This is a genomic window from Saccharibacter floricola DSM 15669, from assembly GCF_000378165.1.
Lineage (GTDB): Bacteria > Pseudomonadota > Alphaproteobacteria > Acetobacterales > Acetobacteraceae > Saccharibacter > Saccharibacter floricola.
Genome location: NZ_KB899337.1, coordinates 58721 through 84779, shown reverse-complemented (window position 1 = coordinate 84779; position 26059 = coordinate 58721). Strand labels below are relative to the sequence as shown.

Annotated in this window: 18 protein-coding genes; 11 read left to right on the top strand and 7 right to left on the bottom strand. The window is 53.1% G+C overall.

The window, feature by feature from the left end:
• The first annotated feature begins 38 nt into the window (after positions 1-38).
• From F457_RS13260 to F457_RS0105955, 3 genes are all read left to right on the top strand, one after another.
• Entirely contained in the window at positions 39-1259 is a 1221-nt protein-coding gene (locus F457_RS13260) for a murein hydrolase activator EnvC family protein (RefSeq protein WP_156809364.1), read from the top strand.
• Between the two features lie 141 nt (positions 1260-1400).
• On the top strand, positions 1401-2846 hold the full coding sequence (locus F457_RS0105960) for a S41 family peptidase (protein ID WP_018980226.1): 1446 nt from the start codon (positions 1401-1403) through the stop codon (positions 2844-2846).
• Positions 2843-3361: an RNA pyrophosphohydrolase gene (locus tag F457_RS0105955; RefSeq protein ID WP_018980225.1), complete on the top strand. Its 519-nt coding sequence runs from the start codon at positions 2843-2845 to the stop codon at positions 3359-3361. The genes F457_RS0105960 and F457_RS0105955 overlap by 4 nt, the downstream gene beginning before the upstream one ends.
• Here F457_RS0105955 and F457_RS0105950 read toward each other — a convergent pair.
• The 3 genes from F457_RS0105950 to F457_RS12310 are packed head-to-tail and all read right to left on the bottom strand — an operon-like array spanning position 3319 to position 6915.
• On the bottom strand, positions 3319-5073 hold the full coding sequence (locus F457_RS0105950) for an ABC transporter ATP-binding protein (RefSeq protein ID WP_018980224.1): 1755 nt from the start codon (positions 5071-5073) through the stop codon (positions 3319-3321). The two genes, F457_RS0105955 and F457_RS0105950, sit on opposite strands and share 43 nt — an antisense overlap.
• A gap of 19 nt (positions 5074-5092) precedes the next feature.
• Entirely contained in the window at positions 5093-6301 is a 1209-nt protein-coding gene (locus F457_RS0105945) for a CCA tRNA nucleotidyltransferase (protein ID WP_018980223.1), read from the bottom strand.
• 2 nt (positions 6302-6303) lie between these two features.
• Complete coding sequence (locus F457_RS12310; RefSeq protein ID WP_018980222.1) at positions 6304-6915, bottom strand: DUF1285 domain-containing protein; 612 nt, start codon at positions 6913-6915, stop codon at positions 6304-6306.
• A 181-nt stretch (positions 6916-7096) separates the two neighbouring features.
• Here F457_RS12310 and F457_RS0105935 point away from each other — a divergent pair, with 181 nt between their 5' ends.
• The 5 genes from F457_RS0105935 (at position 7097) to F457_RS14205 (ending at position 14674) form a co-directional block, all read left to right on the top strand.
• Positions 7097-8125: an AAA family ATPase gene (locus F457_RS0105935; protein WP_018980221.1), complete on the top strand. Its 1029-nt coding sequence runs from the start codon at positions 7097-7099 to the stop codon at positions 8123-8125.
• Between the two features lie 26 nt (positions 8126-8151).
• On the top strand, positions 8152-9042 hold the full coding sequence (locus tag F457_RS12305) for a DUF58 domain-containing protein (RefSeq protein WP_018980220.1): 891 nt from the start codon (positions 8152-8154) through the stop codon (positions 9040-9042).
• The gene (locus tag F457_RS0105925) at positions 9039-11786 is read left to right on the top strand and encodes a DUF4159 domain-containing protein (RefSeq protein WP_018980219.1); all 2748 of its coding nucleotides are present in this window, start codon (positions 9039-9041) and stop codon (positions 11784-11786) included. Before F457_RS12305 ends, F457_RS0105925 begins: the two co-directional genes overlap by 4 nt.
• Positions 11786-13870 (top strand): hypothetical protein, encoded by a 2085-nt coding sequence (locus tag F457_RS0105920; protein WP_018980218.1) that lies wholly within the window; start codon positions 11786-11788, stop codon positions 13868-13870. Before F457_RS0105925 ends, F457_RS0105920 begins: the two co-directional genes overlap by 1 nt.
• A gap of 90 nt (positions 13871-13960) precedes the next feature.
• Positions 13961-14674, top strand: a complete 714-nt coding sequence (locus tag F457_RS14205) for an ankyrin repeat domain-containing protein (RefSeq protein WP_018980217.1) — start codon at positions 13961-13963, stop codon at positions 14672-14674.
• Positions 14675-14903: 229 nt separating this feature from the next.
• Here the strand turns inward: F457_RS14205 and F457_RS0105910 are convergent, their stop codons facing one another.
• The 4 genes from F457_RS0105910 to F457_RS0105895 all read right to left on the bottom strand — a co-directional run bounded on the left by F457_RS0105910 (position 14904) and on the right by F457_RS0105895 (position 18037).
• Positions 14904-15989, bottom strand: coding sequence for a site-specific DNA-methyltransferase (locus F457_RS0105910; RefSeq protein WP_018980216.1), 1086 nt, complete (start codon positions 15987-15989; stop codon positions 14904-14906).
• Positions 15986-16621 carry a ribonuclease HII gene (locus F457_RS0105905; protein WP_018980215.1) on the bottom strand — a complete coding sequence of 212 codons (636 nt, stop codon included), beginning with the start codon at positions 16619-16621 and terminating at the stop codon, positions 15986-15988. The genes F457_RS0105910 and F457_RS0105905 overlap by 4 nt, the downstream gene beginning before the upstream one ends.
• A 243-nt stretch (positions 16622-16864) precedes the next feature.
• Positions 16865-17581, bottom strand: a complete 717-nt coding sequence (locus tag F457_RS12300) for a DUF4339 domain-containing protein (RefSeq protein ID WP_018980214.1) — start codon at positions 17579-17581, stop codon at positions 16865-16867.
• 165 nt (positions 17582-17746) lie between these two features.
• Positions 17747-18037, bottom strand: coding sequence for a CsbD family protein (locus F457_RS0105895; protein WP_018980213.1), 291 nt, complete (start codon positions 18035-18037; stop codon positions 17747-17749).
• A 345-nt stretch (positions 18038-18382) separates the two neighbouring features.
• Between F457_RS0105895 and F457_RS0105885 the strand changes: the two genes are divergently transcribed.
• The 3 genes from F457_RS0105885 to F457_RS0105875 are packed head-to-tail and all read left to right on the top strand — an operon-like array spanning position 18383 to position 26053.
• Positions 18383-19564, top strand: a complete 1182-nt coding sequence (locus F457_RS0105885; RefSeq protein ID WP_018980211.1) for an efflux RND transporter periplasmic adaptor subunit — start codon at positions 18383-18385, stop codon at positions 19562-19564.
• Positions 19565-19619: 55 nt separating this feature from the next.
• Positions 19620-22787 (top strand): efflux RND transporter permease subunit, encoded by a 3168-nt coding sequence (locus F457_RS0105880; RefSeq protein ID WP_018980210.1) that lies wholly within the window; start codon positions 19620-19622, stop codon positions 22785-22787.
• Complete coding sequence (locus tag F457_RS0105875; protein ID WP_018980209.1) at positions 22784-26053, top strand: efflux RND transporter permease subunit; 3270 nt, start codon at positions 22784-22786, stop codon at positions 26051-26053. The genes F457_RS0105880 and F457_RS0105875 overlap by 4 nt, the downstream gene beginning before the upstream one ends.
• Positions 26054-26059: the final 6 nt, after the last annotated feature.

Here is a 26059-nt window from a genome sequence, read left to right as displayed (position 1 = left end):
CCTCTTTACTCGTCCCCCTCATTGGGGAAGGTCTTATCGTGCCAGCATCACAAGCACTCGCACGCCCCTCACGTCAGGCACACTCTCCCTCTCATGCTCAAGCACCGCATGAAAGCCGAGAAGCACGCGAAGCCCTCCAACGTAACTTGCAGCAAGAGATTCAGAACCTCCAAGAACGCGAGCAACAAACACAGCGTGATGTGCAACAGGCACGTTTAAGCACCCAGCAAGTCACTACACTTAAAAGGCAGCAGCGACGCCTCCAACGTGCGTTAAAACGCACGCAAGCCACGCTCGCCAGCCTCAATAGCCAAATGACCCAGCTCGACACACGCGACACAGTATTAGACCAAGAGGGCACGGCTCAGACACAGGAAGCGCTCTCACTTTTGCCGCCTCTTATGCAGATGCAACAAAGCCCCGAGCAGCTCTTACGCCCCTCATCATCAACGTCAGCAGATCCCGCTCTGGCCTTGCCTCTTCTCCACGCTCGCCTTGTGGCCATACAGCACCATGCCAATGTGCTTCAACGTGAACGGCTCGCTCTCCATCACTCTCAAACCCAGCTTGATCAAAATGCGCGACTGATACAAACGCAACAACAACAGCAAGAGCAACGCCATAATGAAAGCTTAGAACAAGCCCAGAAAGCTCTCGCAAAGCAGCAAGAAGCTCAACAACATCTTGCGCATTCCCGAGCCTTACTCAACGAGTCTCGGGCCAATATGCACTCACTCACCGATGCGATTGAACGCCTAGCCCGCCAAGAAGCCGCTGCGCGCCGTCATTTGCAGCACCAAGCACGTTTGCTGCGCAGAAAGCACCATGGCACGCAAGCTCATCAGGCAGAAACAGCCCTTCATGCGCTTGATACTGGCCCTGGTTTGGCTAAGGGACAAGGCCTCTCCCCCGTTCAAGGAACACTCATCACCCGGTGGGGGCAAGAAACAGAAGCAGGGCCTGCAACAGGCCTGACCTACCGCACACCCCCCTCAGCGCCAGTCTATGCTCCCTGTTCAGGCCGCCTCCTCTTTACGGGAGATTTCCGTTCCTTTGGGCCGATGGTTATCCTTGATTGCGGGCACAGCCAGCGTTTTGTTCTCGCAGGTTTCGACCATATTACCGCGCAAACTCAACAAGCGATTCAACGTCATGACCGTTTAGGCGTAATGCCCCAGCAAGAAGGCCATCTTTTTGTACAATTCCGCCGGGGCACAAACATCGCCAACCCCATGCCTTTTCTCACATCTTCTCCCTAACAGACTGATTTTTACACCAATCATGCTCGGTAGAGTTTCGCCTTTCATCGAAAAGAGATAAGCTACCTTTACCGTTTAATGCCGCGACATAGTCCTGTGGCCTGACTTTTCTCCTTTCTTCCCTGTGAGGATGACACCATTATGATAGTCAAAACCGGTCCGATTTTGGGTGTTACCGGTGCTGTTATGGGCCTAGCATATGGCCTGTTCGGGGCCGGGGTTGGCCCCGCCTACAGCCACGATATGGCCCATTCGCTGCCAGCCCTCACCGCAGACAGCGCCCAACCGGCACAGCATGATAAAAACGACGATCAAGACAATAACGCCGAGACCGTTCGTATGCTGACCCTCCTCGGCACGGTCATGGATGTTGTTCATTCCGAATATGTTGAGCCTATTAAAGACAAGAAGCTCATCAATAATGCCCTCCAAGGCATGGTCGGCAATCTTGACCCACATTCTTCCTATATGGATCCACAGCAGCTTAAAGACATGCAAGATGAAATGTCTGGGCAGTTTGGCGGGTTAGGCCTTCAGGTTCAGGCGGATTCAGGGCATGTCCGCGTCGTCTCTCCTATTGACGATACACCCGCAGCCCGCGCCGGTATTCAACCTGGCGATGTCATTACAATGGTGGACAATAAAAGCATTGCCGACCTCACGCTGGATCAGTCCGTGCGTAAAATGCGTGGGAAGCCCGGCACTAAAATTGTCCTCACCATCCTTCGCCCCAAAACAGGGAAAACACAAACCCTCACCCTCGCACGAGAAATTATTCATACGCAGATTGTGCGCTCTGCTCTTTACGGACGCACGGCCTATATTCGCCTCACTGAGTTTGACGATGCTCTTGAGCACGATATGCGCAAAGCTTACGAAAAACTCGTCAAGGATGTCGCTAAAACTCCCGGGAAAACGCTTAATGGCCTTGTCCTGGACCTGCGTTCCAACCCGGGCGGCAAGCTTGACCAAGCCATTGCTGTGTCACGCGACTTTATTCGTGACGGTGAAATTGTCTCCATCCGTGGGCGTCACCCTGAAAATAATCAGCACTGGGACGGCAAAAATACCGACATTACCCACGGTCTCCCCATTGTTGTCTTGACTAACGCGGGTTCTGCTTCCGCTAGTGAAATTGTTTCAGGAGCCCTGAAAGACCATCACCGAGCGATCATTATGGGTGAACGCACCTTCGGCAAGGGCTCTGTGCAGACAATCCTCCCTATTGGAGACCAAGGCGCTATTCGCCTAACGACGGCACGCTATTACACGCCCTCTGGTCGTTCTATTCAGGGCCTCGGCATTACGCCAGACATCGCTGTACAAGCCACACGTGATGATGACAGCGCCTTTACATATCATGAATCAGACCTTGCTCATGTCCTGACGAATATCGGAAGTTCAGAGACTAAAGAAACACTGCGTCATGATTTACCCGAAGGAGCGAAGAAGATTGACCGTCTTCCTCCACAAAAATGGCCGGCTTTTGACCCGAAAAAACCGGAAACTGACTTCCAACTTCAACAGGCATTACGCCTCGTCACGCTCATGACGGCGGCCCCACAGACACAGGGAACGCAAAAATGACCACTCCTACCGATCTTCCCTATCGCCCCAATGTCGGCATTGCGCTCTTTAATGCAGAGGGGAAGCTTTTCTTCGCCCAGCGCGCAGACCTCCCCGGTGAGGTCTGGCAATGCCCTCAAGGGGGGATTGATGACGGGGAAACCCCACATCAAGCCGCTCAACGGGAAATGATGGAAGAAATCGGAACCAGCAAGGCCGTTCTTTTAGGGGAACGGGAAGAGTGGTATGCCTATGACCTCCCAGCTGCCCTCATCGGTAAAGCATTGGGCGGACGTTATCGCGGACAACGGCAAAAATGGTTCGTCTTCGGTTATACCGGCCAAGACAGTGACATTCGCCTTGATGGACAAGACCCTGCCGAGTTTAGCACATGGCGCTGGGTCTCCCCTGAAGAGATCTCACAGGGCGTCTATGATCTCGGTTTTAAAGGCGATCTCTATAAAACTGTTCTGCCTGACCTTATCGCTGTCTTTCAGGATGCCCCTAAGGATTGGATCCGCACTAGCCGCGCATAAAGGCCGTTTTGATGAAGGAGGTCGGTATGCGTGCCGGCTTCCACAATCTTTCCCTGATCCAGCACAATAATTTTATCCGCTGTTTGCACCGTCGCCAAACGATGAGCCACTATGAGGGTTGTCCGCCCACGGCGTAATTGACTCAGCCCTTCCTGCACGCGTGATTCATTTTCAGAATCCAGCGCACTGGTGGCTTCATCGAGCAACAAGAAACGTGGGTTCCGCAGTAAAGCGCGTGCTAACGCGACGCGCTGCCTCTGCCCACCGGAAAGACGCTGTCCCCCTGTCCCGATGACGGTATGAATACCTTCAGGAAGCTGATCCACAAACTCCAAAGCCGCTGCTTTACAGACGGCCACGACCTCCTCATCAGACGCTGTAGGTCGGCCAAGGCGGATATTGTCCATCACGGATAGATCAAACAACGCTGTTTCTTGGCTGACATAAGCGATCTGATCACGCAGGCTTGCCAAGGTAAGATCACGCAGATCCACTCCTTCCATCGTAATCGCCCCTGACCTGACATCATGCAGGCGAGGAATAAGCGATAAAGCCGTAGACTTGCCCGCACCACTTGGCCCTACAAGCGCCACCGTCTGCCCCGGTGTCACCTCCAGCTCAAAATCACACAACGCTTCATGCCCATCGGGATAACGATAAGACACGCGGGAAAAAGCGAGATGCCCCGCCCCATCTGGTAATAAGCGAGCCTTTGGTTTTTCAGAAACAGCAGCCGGTTCATCAATAACCGTGAAAATGCGCGCCATGCCCGCTAACCCTTCTTGAAGGGATGTATTGAGCGAGCCTAGCGCCCGCAAAGGACGCGATGCTGCAAACAAAGCCGCAATAAATGCCGTAAAGTCACCCAGCGTGGCTCCACCCATCGCTGAACGCCACCCCGCAAAACCCAGCACCAAAGCAATCGCCGCTCCACCAATGACTTCCAGCATTGGATCCAAACGAGCACGATTGCACGCGATACGTAAGAATAGATCATGAAGCTGATCTAACGCACGACCAATGCGGCTTTCTTCCAGCTTCTCCATCCGATAAATACGAATTTGTCGAGCAAGAGAAAAACTTTCCGTCAATAAAGCAGAGGTTCGTCCCACCTGCTCTTGCATGCCACCTGATGCACGCCGCACGCGCCTGCCCAACTTTTGCACCGGAATAGTCGCCAAGGGATACAACACAACGGCAATCACGCTGAGCTCCCAATCTGTCCAGATCATTGATGCGACCAGTCCGACAATCGTCACGACATCACCCAACGCATTTACCGAGCGTGTGAGCGCTTCACGGATTGCCAAGGCATCGCTGGTAAAACGCGCTGCCCATTGAGCAGGAGCCTCACGTTCAATCCGGGCAATATCAGCCCCTAGAGCATGCACGAACATGCGCCCTTGAAGGCTCCGCACCACGCGCATCACCATCTTCTGCACCGCAACATTTTGCCCATATTGTGCAAGAGCCTTCGCCCCTGTGACAAGGATGACCAAAATTGGCACTTGATAGAGAATACGCGGGTCATGAGCGGCAAACATATCAATCGCACGCTTGATCACCAGCGGATAAAGAGCCGTAAGCACAGCCATCGCGATCGTGAGGATAAAAATCAGGCTCACATGGCCCATATGAGGGCGAATTTCCTCACGCCATATCCGCCCAATGAGCGCGAAACTGGCCGTATCATCTGTGCTGTGCTGCGTCATAGGGCGAACCCTAGCAGCCTCATTCTTGGGAGGGAAGCTGCTGCATAAGCCATGTCTGGCACGCATGTCGATCTGGACGGCAGCCCTGCGCCATCCACCAAGCCCGCGCTTTCTTTATCCATTGGCCCAGCTCTGGCCCAGGTTTCAACCCAAGCATAATCCCATCACGCCCCGAAAGAGGAAATTCAGGTTGCACGATAGCAGCGATACGCGCCCGCAAACGCCCCCAACTGTCCTCTGGGGACGCATCATAATGCGCTTGAGCAAGCCACGTGCGGTCAATCAAAACGGCTTCCGATTGAAGAACGCGTGCGCGCCGAATATCATCATCATCCATCTCGGGACGTAGAACAGGGTGGGCTTTAGCATACGCATTTAGAGCTGATTTCTCCACGTTGGAGAGCTTCAACGCTTGCCCAACCGCTGGATCAGGCGAAAGCGCATAAAGGCGCACAAGAGCACGCTGCTGCCCCTTACATGCCAACAAAGCCGCTAATCCTGACGGTTCTGCCTGCGGAAGAAGTGTGCGCAAAAGACCTGTCTGATCCATAAGACCAATTGTGGATTCAAGATTGGGGCCCGCTAATATTTTGAGAAGTTCAGACGCGATCCTCTCAACAGAAAGCTGCGCCATATTCTGACAATGCTGCGTAATCGCCGCACAGGCTTCCCGGTCAGGAACATCTCCTCCATACCGCGCTTGGAAACGAAAAAAACGTAAAGCCCGCAGCGCATCTTCTTCAATCCGCTGTGCAGCCTGCCCAACGAAACGCACGCGACGCGCCTCTAAATCCTCTTGTCCATGGAAAAAATCATAGAGCGTACCATCCCGATCTAACGACATCGCATTGATAGTAAAATCACGCCGCGCGGCATCTTCCTGCCAATCATCCGTCCATGCCACCACAGCGTGCCGACCATCCGTCTCCACATCACGCCGTAAAGTCGTCACCTCGTAAGGATGATGATCAATCACTGCCGTAATCGTGCCATGAGCTAGCCCTGTGGGGGCCACCTTAACGCCGGCTTTCTCCAATCGTGCCTGTGCTTCTTCAGGTGGGAGTGGGCTGGCTAAGTCAAGATCATGCACCGTCGCGCCACAAAGCACATCCCGAACAGACCCACCCACGAGTCGCGCCGTAGGAATAATCGCCCATAAACGCTCCAGCCCAGCAAAGCCGGGAAGATGGCGTAAACGCTCCTGCAGCAATGACGGAGACACGACCACCGTTAAAAGATCCAGTCCAAAGGTGGCATCTCATCTTCTTCATTTGACAGACGGGATAACGGGAAAAATTCTCCCTGACTCCAAACCCCCAAACAGGGCTCACCTTTGACATAACCTTGCGTCGCCAAAGCCGCTAACTCGAATAAGACAGCTCGACTGAGACGCGCCATGATGGGGTATTCCCCCCGGCCTGCACGCACATATATATAGGGCACTGTGCTATCTGAAGCAGGGCGATCCCAATCACAGATAAGGGGATGTTCTGGCCCCACACAGAGAAGCTCATCCATATTCGTCCGCAAGCACAGATTCTGATGTCGTGAGGAATGACCACGAAAATCGAGCTCCACAGCCATTAGGGGCACATCATCGACTTGAATAATACCCGATTCAGTGGGGGTCGTCAGCCAATAATCCCCTTTCTCATCACGATCTAACAGTGACGCGAAAAGACAGAGCATCGTTTTACGCGTGATCGCTGTGCCACGATATAACCATGTCCCGTCACGACGGATATGAAACGGGAGAACACGCGGCATCTCTTCAGAAACGCTCTGTTCGGTGCGGTCTTCCCCCAAAGAAGGGGCTAGCCTCCGTATCGCATAATCGCTCAACTTTCCCTCCTTCTTTGTCAGAACCAGACCTTAATCTGCATTGGAATTGGTGACGATCCCGACACAATAAAACCCCCTTCCCCATTATCGTAAAGAATGCCAGTGATAATCTGCATAAAAGAGCTTGGCAGAAGACTGTATTATTTGAGACAATGACCAAGTCCATCGTTGAGGGGGGAGCATGACCGAGCACCATCATTTTACTGATATAAACCGCCCCTTAGAGCAGGGTGAACAGGATATTGCTGAGGCTGATCGCCTCGCCCCTTTGCTCCAAAAGCTGGTCGCTACAATCGGACAAACCGTCCTTGGTCAGCAAAACGTGATTGAACATGTCGTCACGACTATTCTCAGCGGAGGGCACGCCCTCCTTATGGGAGCGCCCGGGCTTGGTAAGACCTTGCTCGTGACAAGCTGCGCGCAGATTATGGGGCTCAAAAGTTCTCGTATTCAGTTCACACCTGATCTGATGCCCAGCGACATTACCGGGGCTGAGATTTTAGAGCAGGATGAACACGGCAAGCGTCATTTCCGCTTCCTGCCCGGCCCTATTTTTGGTCAGCTCGTTCTTGCTGACGAGATCAATCGTGCCAGCCCACGCACTCAGTCAGCACTTCTGCAAGCCATGGCTGAAAACCACGTAACGCAAGGTGGAAAAACGTGGGCCTTGCCCGAACCCTTCCATGTTTTGGCTACACAGAACCCGATTGAGCAAGAAGGGACATACCCCCTCCCTGAAGCACAGCTTGACCGGTTTATGATGCAAATTACGCTCGACTTCCCCGCACGGGCTGCAGAGCGTGATATGCTGATCCAAACCACAGGCGAACGCCGGGCCAAACCCCAGCGCCTCCTTTCCCATAACGACCTTCTTGATGCGCAAGACCTCGTGCGTCGTCTTCCGGTTGGGGAAAAAGTGCTTGATGCTATTTTGGATCTCGTTCGTGGATTACGACCAAACGATGAAAGCGCACGCGACGATGTGCGTAAAGCGCTTGATTATGGCCCCGGCCCGCGTGCGGCTCAAACACTCATGACCGCTACGCGTGCCCGCGCCTTGCTTGGTGGACGTTTATCCCCCAGTGTGGATGATGTACGAGCTTTGGCTATTCCAGTCTTAGCCCACCGTCTGGGTGTCAACTATGGTGCACAGGCTGAAGGCATGACAGCCGAACGCCTCATTGCAGACCAACTCTCAGCACGTTCCTAAGCCGGGGCAAAGGAGACGCTACCACCGTGCCTATCCCGTCCTTCCTCCGCTCTCTCTTGCCGCAGGCTAAGCGTTCCTCCCCGGCTGCGAACCATCACAGCCCTCTACCGGAGCTGATCCTTTCAGCAGGTAAGCTTGCAACAGCGCTTGAGGCTGGACGGCATGGCGGGCGAAAAGCAGGGCATGGTGAGGATTTTTGGCAATACCGCCCTCATATGCCCCTTGAACCAGCGACTTTGGTGGATTGGAAACAATCAGCACGCTCCCCCAACCCCGAAACCTTATGGGTTCGTGAACGCGAACGTCAGTCCGCGCGGCAACTTCTCTTATGGGCAGACCGTTCACCTTCCATGGAGTGGCGCTCAACAGATACGCTATCCACCAAACGTGATGCAGCCATCACAGCGCTCCTTACATTAGGCCAAGCCGCGCTTAAAGCAGGCGAACGCGTTGGTGTTCTCGGTGGCCCACGCTGCTATAGCGGACCGCAACATCTCCCTCGGCTTGCCCATGACCTCATAGAGGCGCCCCCCAACCCTACGCTTCACCATGCATCGCCTCAGGCCTCTCTTATCATGGCAAGTGATTTTTTATGGCCGGAACACGAGCTTGATGCGCTGCTTACCGCCACGCAAAAACGGCTTGGCATCACCGCTCTCTTTGGTGTCTTTGACCCACAAGAGCGCGACTTTTCCGCCTATACGGGGCATGTACGTTTTAAAAGTGATGAAGAGCCCAATACGCTCACCCTTCCTGCTGTCAGCAGCTTGCGCGAGACCTATCAGCAGCATCTCAAAAACCACCTAGCACGCCTCTCTCACGGTGGGCGATCAACCTCTTTCATTCCCTACCGCACAGATCAGCCTATGGGAGCATCACTCATGCGCCTTCATCACGTGCTGGGAGAGAAACGATGAGCTTTCTAACGCCTGCTCTTCTCTTCTTTCTTCTTCTCCTGCCTGGGTTGATTTGGCTCGTTAAAGCCACACCGCCTCAACCGCGAGAAAAACGATTTTCATCACTGCTTCTCCTGCGTCAACTTGCCCCAAAACGACAAGATAGTGCTCGCACCCCGCTCTGGTTATTGCTTTTACGGATGGCCGCACTCATCCTCGTTATTGTCACCTTTAGCCAACCCCTTTGGCTGATGAAGCAGGCTCAACCAAGCCCATCTTCCTTGGTGATCATCCTTGATAATGGCTGGGCCTCCATGCCCCATTGGGAAGAGCGCCGCACAACAGCACAAATTCTCGGTGATAAAACCCTTCAAGCGGGCGGATCCGTGACCGTTCTGCTCACCGCGCATGATCCCGGCGGCCCTTTCCCCGAGAGTGTTCATCCACGTGATCACCTCGCATTAGAGCGCTATCTGCGTACGGTACACGCTCGGCCTTGGGCCGTTGACCGCTCTGCAATGGCCCAGCAGCTTAACAACGCCGCGCTGCATCAGGAGCTTGCGCATTCCAGCCTTGTTATCCTCTCTGACGGCCTTGCACAGGACGGTGACAACGCCCTTCAAAAGGCCATCCAGAATGCCCATGATGTGCGTGATATTCGCTGGGAGCGGTGCGATCTTATTCGCCTTAACCGTGCCCCCTCACATCAACAAGCGCCGTCCATTCTTGCCGAAACACTCCCTCATTGTCCGTCACATCCATTATCGCTTCATGGCCTAACAGTGAATGAACAAGGGCAAGTCAGCACCCTCGCTCATTGGACAGCGCAAACAGGCACGCCCAGCGCTCTGACCTTGCCTGCCGCTTTAGCAACGTCTTTAGACGCCGTGAGTGCGCCAGCTGTTCCCCCGCCGGCTGGCACATTCTTATTCAATGGCGGGCAACATCAACATCCTGTCGGAATTTTACATCTTGGCGGCGATAATGCCCCGCTAACGGGCACAGCCTTTTACCTGACTGAAGCCATGAGCAAACAAGGTGCCGTGCGTAGTGGAGATTTGAAATCTCTGCTCACCAGCCCGCTTTCCATTGTAATGGCACCAGATGGAACCTTAACGGATCCAGACACTCAACATGATGCGCTCACATGGGTTCAAAAAGGCGGTGTACTGGTTCGTTTTGCTGGGACGGATCTCGCCCATCGTGATGAAAATTCTTTTTCAGACACGGATCGCGCTCTTCTACCCGTCCCCCTTCTGCACGGCATGCGTCAACTTGGCGGGCCAATGTCATGGGGCTCGCCGCAGGGATTAGCTCATTTCCCGATTCATTCACCCTTTGCAGGCCTCACCATTCCCAAAGAAGTTACCGTCACACGGCAAGTATTGGCCCAACCCACGAATGACCTCCAAGAGCATGTTTGGGCAACATTGACCGACGGCACTCCCCTCGTCACCGCACGTCGTGAAGGACGCGGTATGGTCGTCCTGTTCCACACAACACCAACGGCAGATTGGTCGACCCTCCCACTATCAGGTCTTTTCCCTCAAATGCTGGAACGTCTCGTCACTAACGCGCCAAGCCTTGCCCAGTCCGACCATCGCGTTCTCGCACGCAATACAGACCTTCCCGCATGGAAGATTCTGACCGCACGAGGCACGTTAGGCCCCGCGGATACTAGTACGCGCCCGCTTAACAGCAAAAACCGGCACGTTGATGCCACTCACCCTGCGGGGCTATATGGCCCTGCCGAACAGCTTCAACCACTCAATCTTGCCGATGGCGCCTCGCCTTTACATGATGAACCTGTCTTGGGCACGCTTCAAAATCCTGACTTTGTCACACCTGACTGGCCCCTTTGGCCTCTTCTTAGTGTGCTCGCACTCGTGTTTCTTGGTGTGGACATTCTCTGCTCTCTGGGCCGTCAGGGATTTCTGCCTCTCTTCCGGGTTGCTATGGTGATTGGTGGCGTCTCTTTTGCAGGAAACGCCGCTTTTTCAGCTTCCTCTGATACCGTCCCTACTGGTGCGCTAGACATTCATTTAGCGTATGTCGTGACAGGCGATGCACCAACTGACGAAGCCACCCGACAGGGGCTAGAAGGACTGACACATTTTGTGAATCATCGCAGCACGGCCCATCTTGGCGCCCCGATTGGCGTGACCCCTGGGCATGATGATCTCGCTTTTTATCCGCTTATTTACTGGCCCATTTTACCAAATGCCCAACCCAGCCCAGCTCAGAACGCTGCTCTCAACGACTATATTCATCATGGTGGCCTTCTATTGTTAGACGAAATGGGGGCTGGCAGCATTCTCGATAATAGTAATGGGGACGCAACACGCAGAGCCATTAAACGTGTGACAGAAGAGCTCGACATTCCCCCGCTCACCACCATTGATGACACACACACATTGTCTCATGCTTTTTACCTCCTACACGACTATCCGGGCCGCGTGTCGGGGCAACCCGTTTATGTCGCACGCTTTGGTGACGAAAACGGAGAGAATGTTAGCCCTGTCATTATCGGTAATGGGGACTGGGCCCATGCTTGGGCGATTGACCAACAGGGTCATCCGCCTTTTGCCGTTGTGCCCGATGGTGATAGCCAACGTACACTAGCCTATCGCTTTGGCTTTAATGCTGTGATTTATGCACTCACGGGCAATTATAAAAATGACCAGCGTCATTACCCCGAGATGCTTCACCGCCTCAAGAACACCCAAGATGACACTCAGCAGCCTACTGGCGAGGAAGGCCCCTGATGACCCTTGATTGGACACCCGTCTTCTCTCCTCTTGGTTTGATGAGTGCAGCGCTCTGCATTCTCGCACTACTCACCTATGGTCTTTGGAAACGCATCCCCGGCCTCATTTGGCGTGTCAGTGCGATGCTGCTGATGCTACTCTGGCTCAGTGGCCCACAAATTGCCCATCCGCTGCTGCGTCCACAACCTCAAGAAGCACTTTTGGTCGTTGATCAATCGCCTTCTATGAGCGTTCGTGATCGTCACAATTTAACCGAGCGTGCCGTCAATGACATTACAGCTCAAGCGGGTAAGCTGACGAACCTTCACCTCCATCGTGTGGATGTCTCAGGTGGCAATGGGAATGGAACACAGCTTTTCCAAACAATTGAGCGCGAAGCCCTCAATTACCCAAATCTAACCGGTGTTTTCCTCCTCACCGATGGGATGAACCACGACACCCCTCCGCAACTTCCCGCGTCGCTTAAAGGAAGCCAAGGCAATCCTCTACCTCTCCATCTTCTCCTGACGGCAAAGGGGGAAGAAGTTGATCGCCGCCTTCGTGTTCTGAATGAACCTCCTTACGTGATTGTCGGTCAAGATGCGCATATCCGCTTGCAAGTCGATGACCTTGGCACATCCCCCGGTCAGCCTGCCGATATTATGGAGCATCGTCCCGATGGCCGTTCTGTCCTGCTCGCACATTCCATCGCTGGACAGCCTGTTGATCTAACCATCCCCATCACTCATGTCGGCGACACGATGAAAGACGTGTACGTCACACCACGTTCTGACGATGTCTCCACGCGCAATAATTCCATTGTGCTCCGTATTCATGGTGTGCGTGATCGTTTGCGTGTGCTGCTTGTCTCCGGTGTGCCTAATCAGGCCGCCCGTGTTTGGCGCCAACTTCTCAAGGCAGATCCTTCGGTTGACCTCGTCCATTTCACCATTTTGCGGTCGCCCGATACAGAAGATGACACACCAATCTCTGATCTTGCGCTGATTCCTTTTCCAACACATGAGCTGTTTGAACAAAAAATCCGCAGCTTTGACCTCATCATTCTCGATGGTTTTCGTAATCAGAACATTCTTCCCGATGCGTATCTTGCCAATATCGCCAACTATGTCCGCAAAGGCGGCGGGTTGCTCGTAACCGCTGGGCCAGAGATGCTCCAAGATGGGAGCTTACAAGATACGTCTTTGCGCGATGTCCTCCCCGCTCATATCCCCAGTAACGGGATGATCGCAGAAGCATTTCATCCTCGCCTTACCCCTGAAGGAGAAGAACACCCCGTCACAAGCGGCTTACCGCGCACAGGGCCATGGGGGAAAGAATGGGGGTCATGGTATCGTGCACTCAAACCCGACCAATCACGTGGCACGAGCCTGCTTGCCACCCCACACGGATCACCCCTCTTGCTGCTCAATCATGTAGACCAAGGGCGCGTTGCGATGATGCTGACCGACCAAGCCTGGCTCTGGTCTCGCGGGGAACAAGGAGGCGGCCCACAGGCTGAGCTTCTGCGGCGTTTATCTCATTGGCTTATGAAAGAGCCAGACTTAGAAGAAAACCGCCTAGATGCTCATATTAACGGTCAAACCCTGACCGTAGAACGTCATCTTGAGCAGCACTCAGCCCCGCGTTCAGCTGATATTTTGACACCTTCTGGCACCCACCAGAGCCTTATGCTCACGCCACAACCTCACCGTTCCGTCTTACGAGGCGCACTCCCTCTTTCAGAAGAGGACACGCATAACGCTCATATCTGGACAATCCATCAAGACGCGCTAACAGCTTTTGCAGTTTCGGGTGATCCTGACCCTGTTGAGAATGCTGATCTTCGCAGCACAACGCACATTCTCAGCCCTCTTGTGACCGCATCCTCAGGAGGCATCTATTGGCTTGATGGAGCAGCGACACCAACGATCCGCTCAATAACGGATCAAACAGCGCTCCATGGCCCAGACTGGATGGGCCTCCCTCGCCATCAAATAACAGTTGCTGGTGCCACCCGTGAAACGCCTTTATTACCCTCATGGGGCATTTTACCTGTCATTCTCTTACTTTTAGCTCTTGGCTGGTGGCGTGAAGGGCGTTAATCGGTAGAAGAGCTTATTGAAATGTATTATCACTGTTACGACAGTATCCTTTATTCGCTTCCGGCTTGAGAAGAGGCTATACTCTCCATCATGCGATCGTTCGTTCCTGCCTTGCCCCGTCTGCCGCATTTATTCTTTCTTGCGGCTTTTGCCTTTGCTCCCTTGGCTTTTACGCCATGGCACGCCGCTCATGCTCAGTCCGCTGATGAAGCAGAGGCGGAACAAGAGGCTATGGACGCCCAAAAAAAAGCTGAGGCTCGTAAAGCGGCCCGTCGCGCAGCACCTCCATCCGCTCTGCCGGGGTCTGATTCTGAAGATTCAGACCAAGGCCATTCCCGTATGGATCTCAACCCAACGGGGGCCCTCTTTGACGCTGTTAATCGTGGCTCCCTCATCGCAGCGAAAGAAGCCTTAAGCCGCGGGGCGGATATGAACGCCCATAATGTCCTAGACCAGACACCGCTTGACCTCGCGATTGATCTTGGCCGCAATGACATCATGTTCCTTCTTCTATCCTTGCGCACCTACAACCCTGATGGGCGTATTACGACCGATGTCAAGCATGATGCGATCACCCAAGAGCACGGCAATGGTCATCTTAATGTTGAGGGAAGCACAGGTATTTCCGCCGTTGCACCGACGGCACGCACCTTTGACGATCCCGGACGCCCACAGCCTGATATGGGCTTCTTAGGCTTTGGTGATCCTAACGCGCCGCACCCCAGCACAGCCCCAGCACCACGTCCGCATGTGCGTCATACCCGAATGAATGTTGTGCGCCATAAGCTGACCCCACAGCCATAATATTGCCAGCCTATTTAATAACGTGCATGGGCTCTATCAGTCCTAAAAAAAGGGGGAGTGCCACTATCTGGCACTCCCCCTTTTTTACATCACGTTTAAATCACCAAGCATTGATAAACAGACACGCGATCATAAACGGTAATCCAACCACCTCAGCTCATGCCATCCGGCTTTATCCACCACCATATAATGCCAGACCCAACGACAGAGATCTTGTGACACTCCTCTCTTACGCCGTTTGACGGAGCGCGTAACTCTCTTGACGCAACGTATCAAGCGGGATCCATTTTTGATCACGCTCAAAATACCAAAATGTCCATCCATTGCAGGACGCTGCCTGGGTCAAGAGAGCCCCAAGTTTATGGATAGACCCCCGATGCTTCCCAGAAACCAACGTGCCATCCGGCGCCACAGTCGCCTTTAAACGACGCTGACGGTCATGGAGTACTGTTCCGGGTGGCAACGTTCCACTTTCCACAAACGACCCGAATGGAATGCGCGGCATTTCACGCTTCGCTGGTGTGACTTCAAGCTGATCTGCAGGTAAACGCTGCGTCTCTTCAAGGCGCTGTTCGGCCGCTTTGACATAATCAGGATGGCGCTCAATCGCAAGATAGCGGCGCCCCAAACGTTTAGCGACAGCTGGCGTCGTCCCTGTGCCACAAAAAGGATCCAACACCACATCATCAACTGTCGTTGCCGCTAGCAAGGCACGATGGAGCAAGCTCTCCGGCTTTTGTGTTGGATGAAGCTTTACCCCATGATCATTACGTAAACGCTCATTACCCGTGCACAGGGGCAAATACCAGTCTGAACGCATCTGAAGGTCGTCATTGAGCGCCTTCATCACCTGATAATTAAAGCGATATTTGCTTTGCGGGCTTCGAGCTGCCCAAATTAACGTCTCGTGGGCATTGGTAAAACGCCGCCCACGGAAATTGGGCATTGGGTTCGACTTCCGCCAGACAATATCGTTCAAAATCCAATAGCCGAGATCCTGAAGGATCGCCCCAATCCGGAAAATATTGTGATAAGAGCCGATAACCCAAAGCGTTCCATCCTTGTGAAGCACGCGCCGCGCTTCGCTCAGCCACTGACGGGTAAAATCATCGTAGGTTTTATAATCGGCGAATTTATCCCACGCATCATTAACACCATCAACCACAGTCTCATCAGGCCGACGGAGCTCTCCACGAAGCTGTAGGTTATAAGGCGGATCAGCAAACACGCAGTCCACACTTCCATCAGGCAGGTCTTTCATGACCTCCACACACTCACCGCGAAGAATCCGGTTAATGGGCATTTCGGCTGTCATGCTACGCGAACCTCTGCTTCTATCAGGCGCCGTATGGGAGCAAACGCACGCCGATGATGGAGGGTTACTCCCTCCGTTTTAAGACCTGTCATATGAGCAACCGTGCCATAACCCGCATTACGCTCCCAACCGTAACCCGGATAGCGTATCGCCAAACGTGCCATCATCCGATCCCGCACCACCTTCGCTAATACAGAAGCCGCTGCAATGGAAAGGCTAACCCCATCTCCACCAATCACCGTTGTAACGGGGCAAAGAAGCTGGGGCGCACGGTTGCCATCAACTAGCGCTAAGTCTGGAGCCCTCCCCATAATGAGCGCCAAGCGATCAACAGCACGCTTCATCGCAAGGAAGCAGGCTTGGCCGATATTGATCTGGTCAATTTCATCGACCGATGCCGCGCCCAGCGCCCAATACGCCTCTTGGCTCTGGCAGAGCGCCTGATACGCCTTCTCTCTCTTACGGGTCGTAAGCTTTTTAGAATCATCCAGTAAAAGAGACAGCTCAGAAGATGGTGCTTGTCTAAAGGCCACAGCTGCCGCAACAACCGGCCCTGCCAAAGGCCCACGACCTACTTCATCAACGCCAGCAACAAGCCCGCCATATTTTCTTTCAAGCTCGTAATCTGGCATTATTGCCCCTCTTACTCGTCATACATAACGACACGGTTACTCCACGAGTCGTTTCTGAATCACTCCGAGTCGAAAGGGAAGCCCTTTTTTTATAAAATAGGCATGTCAAGGTATAAAATATTTCTACCGCCCTGTTATTTCCCCTTCATCACACTTCTATTCCCCATACTTCAAACAAAAACCCACCGGCCTCGTTAAAGGGCCGATGGGTTTTTTCTCATCTCAACGCTTTAAACGATTATGCTAAATCGTCGTATCATTTTCCGACGAAGGATCTTTCCCGTCATCTGTATGCGGCTGGGAAGATGCAGGAGGTTGAGAAGGAACCTTCTGCTGCTGAGGAGCATGTGTACCCTGCTGCATCTGCGTCATATTGGTATGAACCATCTTTTCTAAAATCGGCCATGATAAAGAAAGAGAAGCAGCTACCTTTAATGCAAAAACTAAAACCGCACACGCAGCAAGAACCCGCCCGCGGCCAAGTCGCTCCCGGCGCATGATAAAATACCCCGGAAAGAAAAAATACCACCACACAGAAGGAGGTTGCACCGCTGATGCTTGCAAAATGCGACGGTCCATCATGAGTGCTATAAAAGAAATAGCATAGACAAACAGAACCGGAAGCAAAGGTGTCTCAATCGTGCCTTTTGTGTAAGCAATATATTGAATCAGCAATGCCAACCCATTTGGGACAATCAGATAAATCCACGCCCAAAGAGAGGGAAGAGCCGCTGTGTGATTATCCCCCTGCTCATCGCTCTCCGCCGCATTATTGTGCCGGAACCGCCCAGAAAGAGAAACCATAAGACCAGCTTTGATCGCCGGACGCCACTGGTCGCCAAAGTCAGGCGTCCATACCAAAGTATGGGGCTGTATACGTCGTTGTACAATCAAACGGATAACTTCAGTCCGCGATACGGGGCCGACTTGCTGACCATTCTGTTCGTAAAACCATTCCATAAATGACAACCGGGCCTCTTTTGACGTTGTCTACACACTATGAGAACGCGTACCTATCATAAAATAGGCTTCCAAAGCGATATAAAGCGCCCCGAAAGCCTATTTTATTCACATACAAGCTAACCCCCCTCTTAAAGAGGAGTTCTGCGCACGTCGCCTACGCTTTTAGGACTTGCAGCGCTTGAGGACTAAACGTCCAATCACGAGACCAACCAACGAAGCAATCAGGAGAGAAACAAGCGGCCGCTCACGAACAAAACATGTCGCCGCTTCTACTGCGCCTTCATTCGCATCATACAAGTCAGAAAATTCCTGACGCGCTTTTCCTGCAGCCTGGTCAAATTTACCGTCAACCTGCTTTCCAAGGTCACCTGTTGCACCACCGACGGCGTCTTTTACACGACCAGTTGCCTCATCAAGCAAACCTTCTGCCTTGTTTTGTGTTGTACCGACCATGATTGTCTCCTTGTTATGCGCAACTTCAGGAGCTCTACACCCCCACGTTACACTCGACTACGTACTGTAACATAACCTACTTAAGAGATATGAAACTGCTCTAGTTAAACTACAAGAGGTAAAAACGGTTATGCTCCATGACAGTATCATAAGCTCATGTTATTATTTTATGAAAATGCGTGCAAACCACTTACCTCCCACGAAGGAAAAACGTACTATTTCCCAACCAAAAGCCTAGAATTTAAGGCCGTATTAAAAACACGTAACTTCCCCACCAATTGAATTATTGCGAAACTCAACGCTATAGAGGAATATCCCTGTTTTACGAGGAAGAGACAAACGCCCATGAGCACCAATCCTCCAGCCCGCTCTCGCTATCGTATTGTCTGGGTGGTTATAGGATGTGTACTCCTTCTCCTTGTTGGGCTGCGTCTTTTCTACACACACTCCTCCTCTAAAAAATCTCACCCCTCTTCAGCACAAGGGGCGCCGCAAGCGGTGGCTGTGGTTCCCGCACATCGTAAAGATGTTCCTGTTATTTTACAGCTTCTGGGCACCGTCGTTCCCATTACGAATGTGACCATCACACCCCGCGTTAATGGCCATATTCTCACGGTCTATTACCAAGAGGGGCAGCATGTTCACCGAGGTGACATTCTCGAGCTTATTGACCCACGTCCTTATGAAGCTTCTTTACATCAATATGAAGGAACACTCACAGCCGACCGCGCACAACTCGCACGGGCTCGCGTTGACAATGCGCGTTATCAACGCCTGATTCGTCAAAACTCCGTTGCCGCCATGACAGCGCGAGACCAAGAATTTACCGTCCAGCAACTTGAAGGACAGGTAAAAGTCGATGAAGCCAATGTCCGCAATGCTGAACTTAATGTGATGTACTGTCATATCATCGCCCCTGTTGATGGACGTGTCGGTATTCGTGCACTTGATGCGGGAAATTATGTGACTATTGGGCAGTCAGGCGGTTTAACGACCCTCACGCAGATGCAGCCTATCTCTGTCATCTTTACCTTGCCTCAGAATGACTTGCCCAGCGTGCAAGAACAGCTCAGAACGCATGACAGCCTTCCCGTCGAGGCGTGGAATAGCGATAACTCACAAAAACTCGCCTCGGGAACGGTTAAAGCGCTGGATAGCCAAATTGATACGGCTACGGGAACTGTTCGTCTACGCGGTATTTTCACAAACGAAGATGAACGCCTCTTCCCTAATGAATTCGTCAATGCCCATCTTCTCGTACAAACACTCCAAAAAGCCCTGATCGTTCCTGGTAGTTCGGTTCAAACGGGCCCTGATGGCACCTTCCTCTACGTTGTCGACAAGGATATGACGGTCTCAATCCGCACGGTCAAAACTGGCTATAGCAACGATACTGATACCGTCATTCAATCTGGCCTTCAGGAGGGTGAAAAAGTCGTTACCGATGGGATCAACCACCTCCGCCCCGGGAGTAAAGTTTTTATCGCCCCAAGCAGCGCCCCCACAGAGGGGCAAGCCACCCCATAATGTGTTTGCTTCGCTGTTTATTATTGATGCCCTTGCTGTCTGAAGGTTCTGCCGCGTGAATCCCTCCCGCCTCTTCATTGAGCGTCCTGTTGCGACCAGCCTACTGATGGTCGCTCTCCTGTTAGCAGGGCTATTGGGCTACCATTTCCTCCCAATTTCAGCGCTCCCACAAGTCGAATACCCAACCATTACAGTTTCTACCTTCTATCCGGGTGCAAGCCCTGATGTCATGGGCACATCCGTCACGGCCCCGCTCGAGACACAGCTTGGGCAAATGGCGGGCCTCGATCAGATGACCTCTCAATCCTCCGGCGGGGCGTCAGTCATCACGCTACGCTTTGGGCTGGATATGCAGATGGATATTGCCGAGCAAGAGGTTCAGGCCGCCATTAACAACGCGGGCTCTCTCTTGCCGAGCGATCTTCCCGCGCCGCCAATCTATGCCAAGGTCAACCCAGCGGACACGCCCGTATTAACACTTGGGATAACCTCCAAAACGCTGCCACTGACAGAAGTGGAAGATTACGTTAATACGCGTCTTGAGCAGAAAATTAGTCAAATATCGGGTGTTGGCCTCGTCACATTATCGGGGGGAAACCGTAAGGCCTATCGTATCCAGATCAACATCCCCAAACTGACCTCATACGGGATTGCTCTTGATACGGTTCGCACCATTATCGGCACCATCAACGTCAATTCCCCCACAGGGACTTTTGACGGCCCTCAACATGCCACATCTCTGCGGATTGATGGACAAATTAAGTCCGTTGATCAGTTAATGAACCAAGTCATTGCCTACCAAAATAATGGCCCTATACGCCTGCGCGACGTCGGGCAAGTCGTCGAAGGTGCTGAAAATGCCCAGCTCGCGGCTTGGGCTAATCGCACGCCTGCGCTCATCCTCAATGTGCAGCGGCAGCCCGGTGCGAATGTGATTTCAGTTGCCGATAACGTACGCGCCATTCTGCCTCGTTTGCGCCAAGATCTTCCCCCCGGAATTAATATTACGCCTCTTACAGACCGCACCACGACTATCCGTGCCTCTGTTGAAGATGTCGGCTTTGAGCTTGTGCTGGCCATGCTGCTCGTGGTGGGGGTGATCTTCCTTTTCCTATGCAACATCCCCGCAACCATTATCCCCGGTCTTTCGGTCCCGCTCTCGCTCATCGGCACCTTAGCGGCCATGTATATGCTGGGCTTTTCGCTGGATAATCTCTCACTCATGTCCCTGACCATCGCCTCCGGCTTTGTGGTGGATGATGCGATTGTCGTGATTGAAAATATCGCTCGTTTTGTTGAAGCTGGTGATGACCGACGCACTGCGGCCCTTAAGGGTGCGCAAGAAATCGGCTTTACGATTATCTCGCTCACCGTCTCCTTAATCGCAGTGCTCATCCCACTACTCTTTATGAGCGATGTTGTGGGCCGCCTTTTCCACGAATTTGCTATGACACTCGCTGTGACGATTGTGCTCTCAGCCATTGTCTCCATCACCCTTGTGCCCATGATGTGCGCACGGATGCTCAGCGAGCATAAAACGACGGGTCATCCGAGCCGTCTTGAGCGTTTCGCTTCTTACGTCAATCGTTTTATGAATGCGCTCATCGAGCGCTATGGCCGCGCTCTGGACGTCGTGCTGCGCCACCAACCTCTGACCCTCGTCGTCACGCTCGGCACCGTTCTGCTCACTGGTTTTTTAGCATGGGAAATCCCTAAAGGCTTCTTTCCTGAACAAGATACGGGCGTCATTCAGGGCATCTCGTCCATGAGCCCCAATATTTCTTTTGACGCCATGAAGGAACGCCAAGCCGCGTTAGGCCGCCGTCTCTTACAAGATCCAGACGTCGTCAGCCTCTCCTCGTTCGTTGGTGTTGATGGGCAGAACATGACGCTTAATGTGGGCCGCTTCCTCATCAACCTAAAACCCAAAGAAGAACGCAGCAGCGACCTTCATACCATTCTTCAGCGCCTCTCAGCCGAAAGCCACGACATCGTCGATACGCAGCTTTACACACAACCGGTTCAGGATCTCTCGTTAGATTCCACCGTTTCTGCCATGCACTATCAGTTTATGCTGGAAACGCCAGATTATGACGAATTTGGCATCTGGGTGCCAAAATTTATGGCTGCCCTGCAAAATGAACCCTCCATTGATGGTGTGACATCCGACCTTCAATCGGATGGCCTTACCGCCATGATCACACTGGACCGCACCAATGGCGCCCGCTATTCCATCACGCCTCAAACGGTTGATAATCTACTCTATGATAGTTTTGGGCAGCGCCAAGTCTCGACGATTTACACTCAATCCAACCAATATCGCGTTATTTTAGAAGCAGACCCTGTTTTTCAAACCAGCCAAAACAGCCTCTCTCAGCTTTATCTTCCCGGCATTTCTTCGGCTGCTGGAGGCAGCACAACAGGACCGGCACGCCAACCAACCTCTGGTTTGGTGCCGCTCTCTCAAGTCACGCAGCTTTCACGCACGCTCTCACCGCTGCTGATTACCCATTACGGCCAATTCCCCGCCACAACGATCTCCTTCAACGTGCGCCAAGGACATGCTCTGGGAGAAGCCACCTCAGCGATTGAACGTATCCGCGATAAAATTGGCCTTCCTGGCTCTTTCCAAACGGCCTTCCAAGGGACGGCTGCGGCTTTCAAGAACTCTTTGGGCAATGAACTCGGGCTTGTCATCGCCGCTTTGGTCGCCGTTTATATTGTGTTGGGGATTTTGTATGAAAGCTTCATCCATCCCGTTACGATCCTATCCACGCTACCTTCCGCAGCCATTGGAGCGCTCTTAGGACTATACGCCTTTGGAATGTCGCTGGATATTATGGGGATCATCGGCATTGTTCTGCTGATCGGTATCGTCAAAAAGAACGCGATCATGATGATCGACTTCTCCCTCAGTGCCGAACGTCAAGAAGGCCTGGCTCCCATTGATGCTATCCGACGAGCCGCTCTGCTACGCTTCCGCCCTATTCTCATGACGACCTTAGCCGCTCTCTTCGGAGCTCTCCCACTCGTCTTGAGCCATGGTACAGGCGCAGAATTACGGCGTCCTCTTGGCGTTTCGATTGTCTTTGGCCTCCTGCTATCCCAGCTGCTCACCCTCTTTACCACGCCAGTGATTTATCTCTTCATGGAGCGCTGCGCCCAAACTCTGCGCTCATGGGTTCGACGCAGCCCCTCCACGGCTCCTTCTCACAGACCATGACACTCGCACGCCTCTTTGTTGACCGCCCTGTTGGCACAACACTTATGGCGTTGGCTCTCTTCCTCGCGGGGCTTTTGGGGTACACGCAGCTTCCCGTATCTGACCTCCCCAATGTTGATTATCCCGTCATCATGGTGACGGCTAATCAACCGGGGGCCTCCCCCTCTGAAATTGCGAGCACCACCGCAGAGCCGCTTGAGCGCCATCTCGGGGCCATTGCCGGCATTCGTGAGATCACCTCACAATCGACGGTGAACCAAACACGTATTCTGCTGCAATTTGACCTTTCACGCGATATTAATGGCGCCGCGCGTGATGTGCAGTCCTCACTTCGCGCCGCACGGCAAGATCTCCCCACAACATTGCGCAGCGACCCAAGCTATATGAAGGCCAATTCAAACGGCCCACCGATTATGGTGCTGACGCTGACCTCATCCACACGCACACCTCAGCAGCTCTTTGATTTTGCCAGTAACGTCATTACTCCCGGCCTTGGACAGGTTGCAGGCGTAGGCAATGTCGACCTCAAGGGAAGTGCTTTGCCAGCGGTGCGTGTTGAAATTAACCCACTCCGTCTTTTCCGTTATGGCATTGGTTTTGAAGATATTCGGGCCGCCCTCGCCTCTGCGAATGCCCATACCCCCAAGGGCTTTCTCCAGATCAATGGCAAACGAATGATCTTGGCCACCAATGACCAAGCCACGGGTGCCCATGCCTATCGCGACCTCATCATCGCTTATCGCAATGCGCAACCTGTGCGCCTTTCTGATGTGGCCGAGGTTGTGGATGGGGCCGAAGACCTCCGCCAATCTGGCTTCGTTAACGGTCAAGCAGACATCATCTGCACCGTTTATCCCCAAAGCGGAGCCAATGTTATTAAGACCACGGACGGACTAAAAGCCAACCTACCTAAAATCCGCAGCGCTCTTCCAGGCAACACGCAGCTTGATCTCCGCCTTGACCGCTCCACGATGATCCGTGCCTCACTAGCTGATACACAGTTTACGCTCATCCTCTCGGTTTTGCTCGTCGTCATCGTGGTGTTGCTCTTCCTACGCCGGCCGACCACCGTTTTAATCCCAGCAATCGTCGTGCCGGTATCCATCGTCACAACCTTCGGGCTGATGCGTCTTTTTAACTACCAGCTTGATACGATGTCCCTCATGGCCCTCACCATCGTAACGGGTTTTGTCGTTGATGATGCCATCGTGGTTCTTGAAAATATCACACGTTATCTGGAAATGGGTCATTCTCCACGAGAAGCCGCTATCTTGGGAACTGAGGAAGTAACCTTCACGGTCATTTCTATCACCATCTCTCTCATCGTCGTCTTTGCACCAATCTTCCTGATGGAAGGGATCGCCGGACAATTCTTTCATGAATTCGCCATGACGATGGTCTGCGCTCTCTTCGTCTCGCTTTTTCTCTCACTCAGCCTCACCCCCATGCTCAGCGCCCAGCTTGTGCGTCTTCCAGAGGAAAAGACAGCGTCCCCATCGCGTTTCTGGGCCTGGGTCAACCATAGGCTTGACCGTGGTCTCCACCTGTTGACCACCGGCTATGCACGCAGCCTCCATCGCGCTGTACGCCATCCACGATTGATTATCCTCTCCCTGCCCCTCACCATCGCCCTTGCTGCCTATCTTTTCATGGTTCTTCCAAAAGAGCTCTTCCCTCAAGAAGATCAAGGCATGCTCATGGGACGTCTTGTGGCAGACCAATCTATTTCCTTTCACGCCCTCCAAAACATGACTCGTCAGGCCGAGAAGTTGCTCGCGCGAGATCCTGATGTAGAGAGTGTCATTGGCGGATTGGGCAAGCGTTCCTCTAACTCCGTAAACTGCTTCATCACACTGAAACCACGCAGCGAACGGCACGATTCTGTTGCCGACACAATTGCACGCCTCAGCCATCTCTTCCGCCAGAATAGTAGCTTAACATTACGGCTCCGCCTGCCCAGCCTCATAGGCGGCGGTGCCCGATCCACTGACGGAGCGTATCAATATACGCTGCAGGGCAACTCTGCTGAGGAACTCTACGCCTGGACGCCACGCCTCGTCAGCGCCCTGTCCCACCTCCCCATGATCCGTGATGTCTCCTCCGATGTGGAACAAAATGGGCGCGGCATTACGTTATTCATCGATCGTGATATAGAAGCCCGTTACAATGTCACACCGCAGCTTATCAGCAACGCCCTCTATGATGCTTTCGGGCAGCGCTCGGCATCCGTCATTTATGGGCCGCTCAATCAATATCGCGTCATTGTCGAAACAGCCCCTCGTTTTTGGGAAAACCCCTCCTTCCTAAAACAAATGTGGGTGAGCGTTTCAGGTGGAACGGCCCATGGGGGATATGCATCTAACAATATTCGGGTGCGTCAAAATGGCCCAGCCCCCACGACCTTGTCACAAAGCCAGCTCTCCTATCAAAATGCGATGGCCAATGCTCTTGCGGGTGGAAAGTCTGCCTCCAGCGGGGCTGCCGTTACAACGCAGCGAGAAACACTCGTGCCATTAAGGCAACTTGGAGAGCTCAAGGGCGTCAACGAACCTCTTGCGGTGAACCATCAAGGGCAGTTTGTCGCCTCAACGATTTCCTTCAATCTCGCCCCCGGGGCGGCTTTAGGCCCCGCGATGACGGCCATACAAAGTGCTATTGTCTCACTTCATCTCCCACGCACCATCCAAGGCAGCTTTGCCGGAAGTGCCGCGACTCTGAAAAAATCCGTCAATCAAGAGCCTCTGCTCATCGCAGCGGCTTTGGCCGTCGTCTATATCGTCTTAGGAATTCTATATGAAAGCCTCATCCATCCCATTACGATTCTGTCCACCTTACCTTCTGCCGGTGTTGGCGCGCTCTTATCCGTGGCCTTGCTAGGAGAGCCCTTCTCCCTCCTCACCTTAATTGGCGTCATCCTCTTGATCGGCATTGTGAAAAAAAACGCTATTATGCTGATTGATTTTGCTGTCGTCGCTCAACGCAACGGATTAAGCCCCCATGAGGCCATCATCAAAGCAAGTGAGCTCCGGTTCCGCCCTATCCTCATGACCTCCATGGCCGCAGCCCTTGGGGCGGTCCCGCTCATGATTGGCCATGGATACGGCAGTGAAATGCGTCATCCCCTCGGGGTCGCTATTCTCGGAGGGCTTTGCTTCAGCCAACTCCTAACGCTTTACACAACACCGGTCGTTTATCTTTACTTAGACCATCTCGGCAGCTGGTTTCGCCATTGCCGAAATCGCTTTCCTCTTTCATCATCACACTGACTGTGT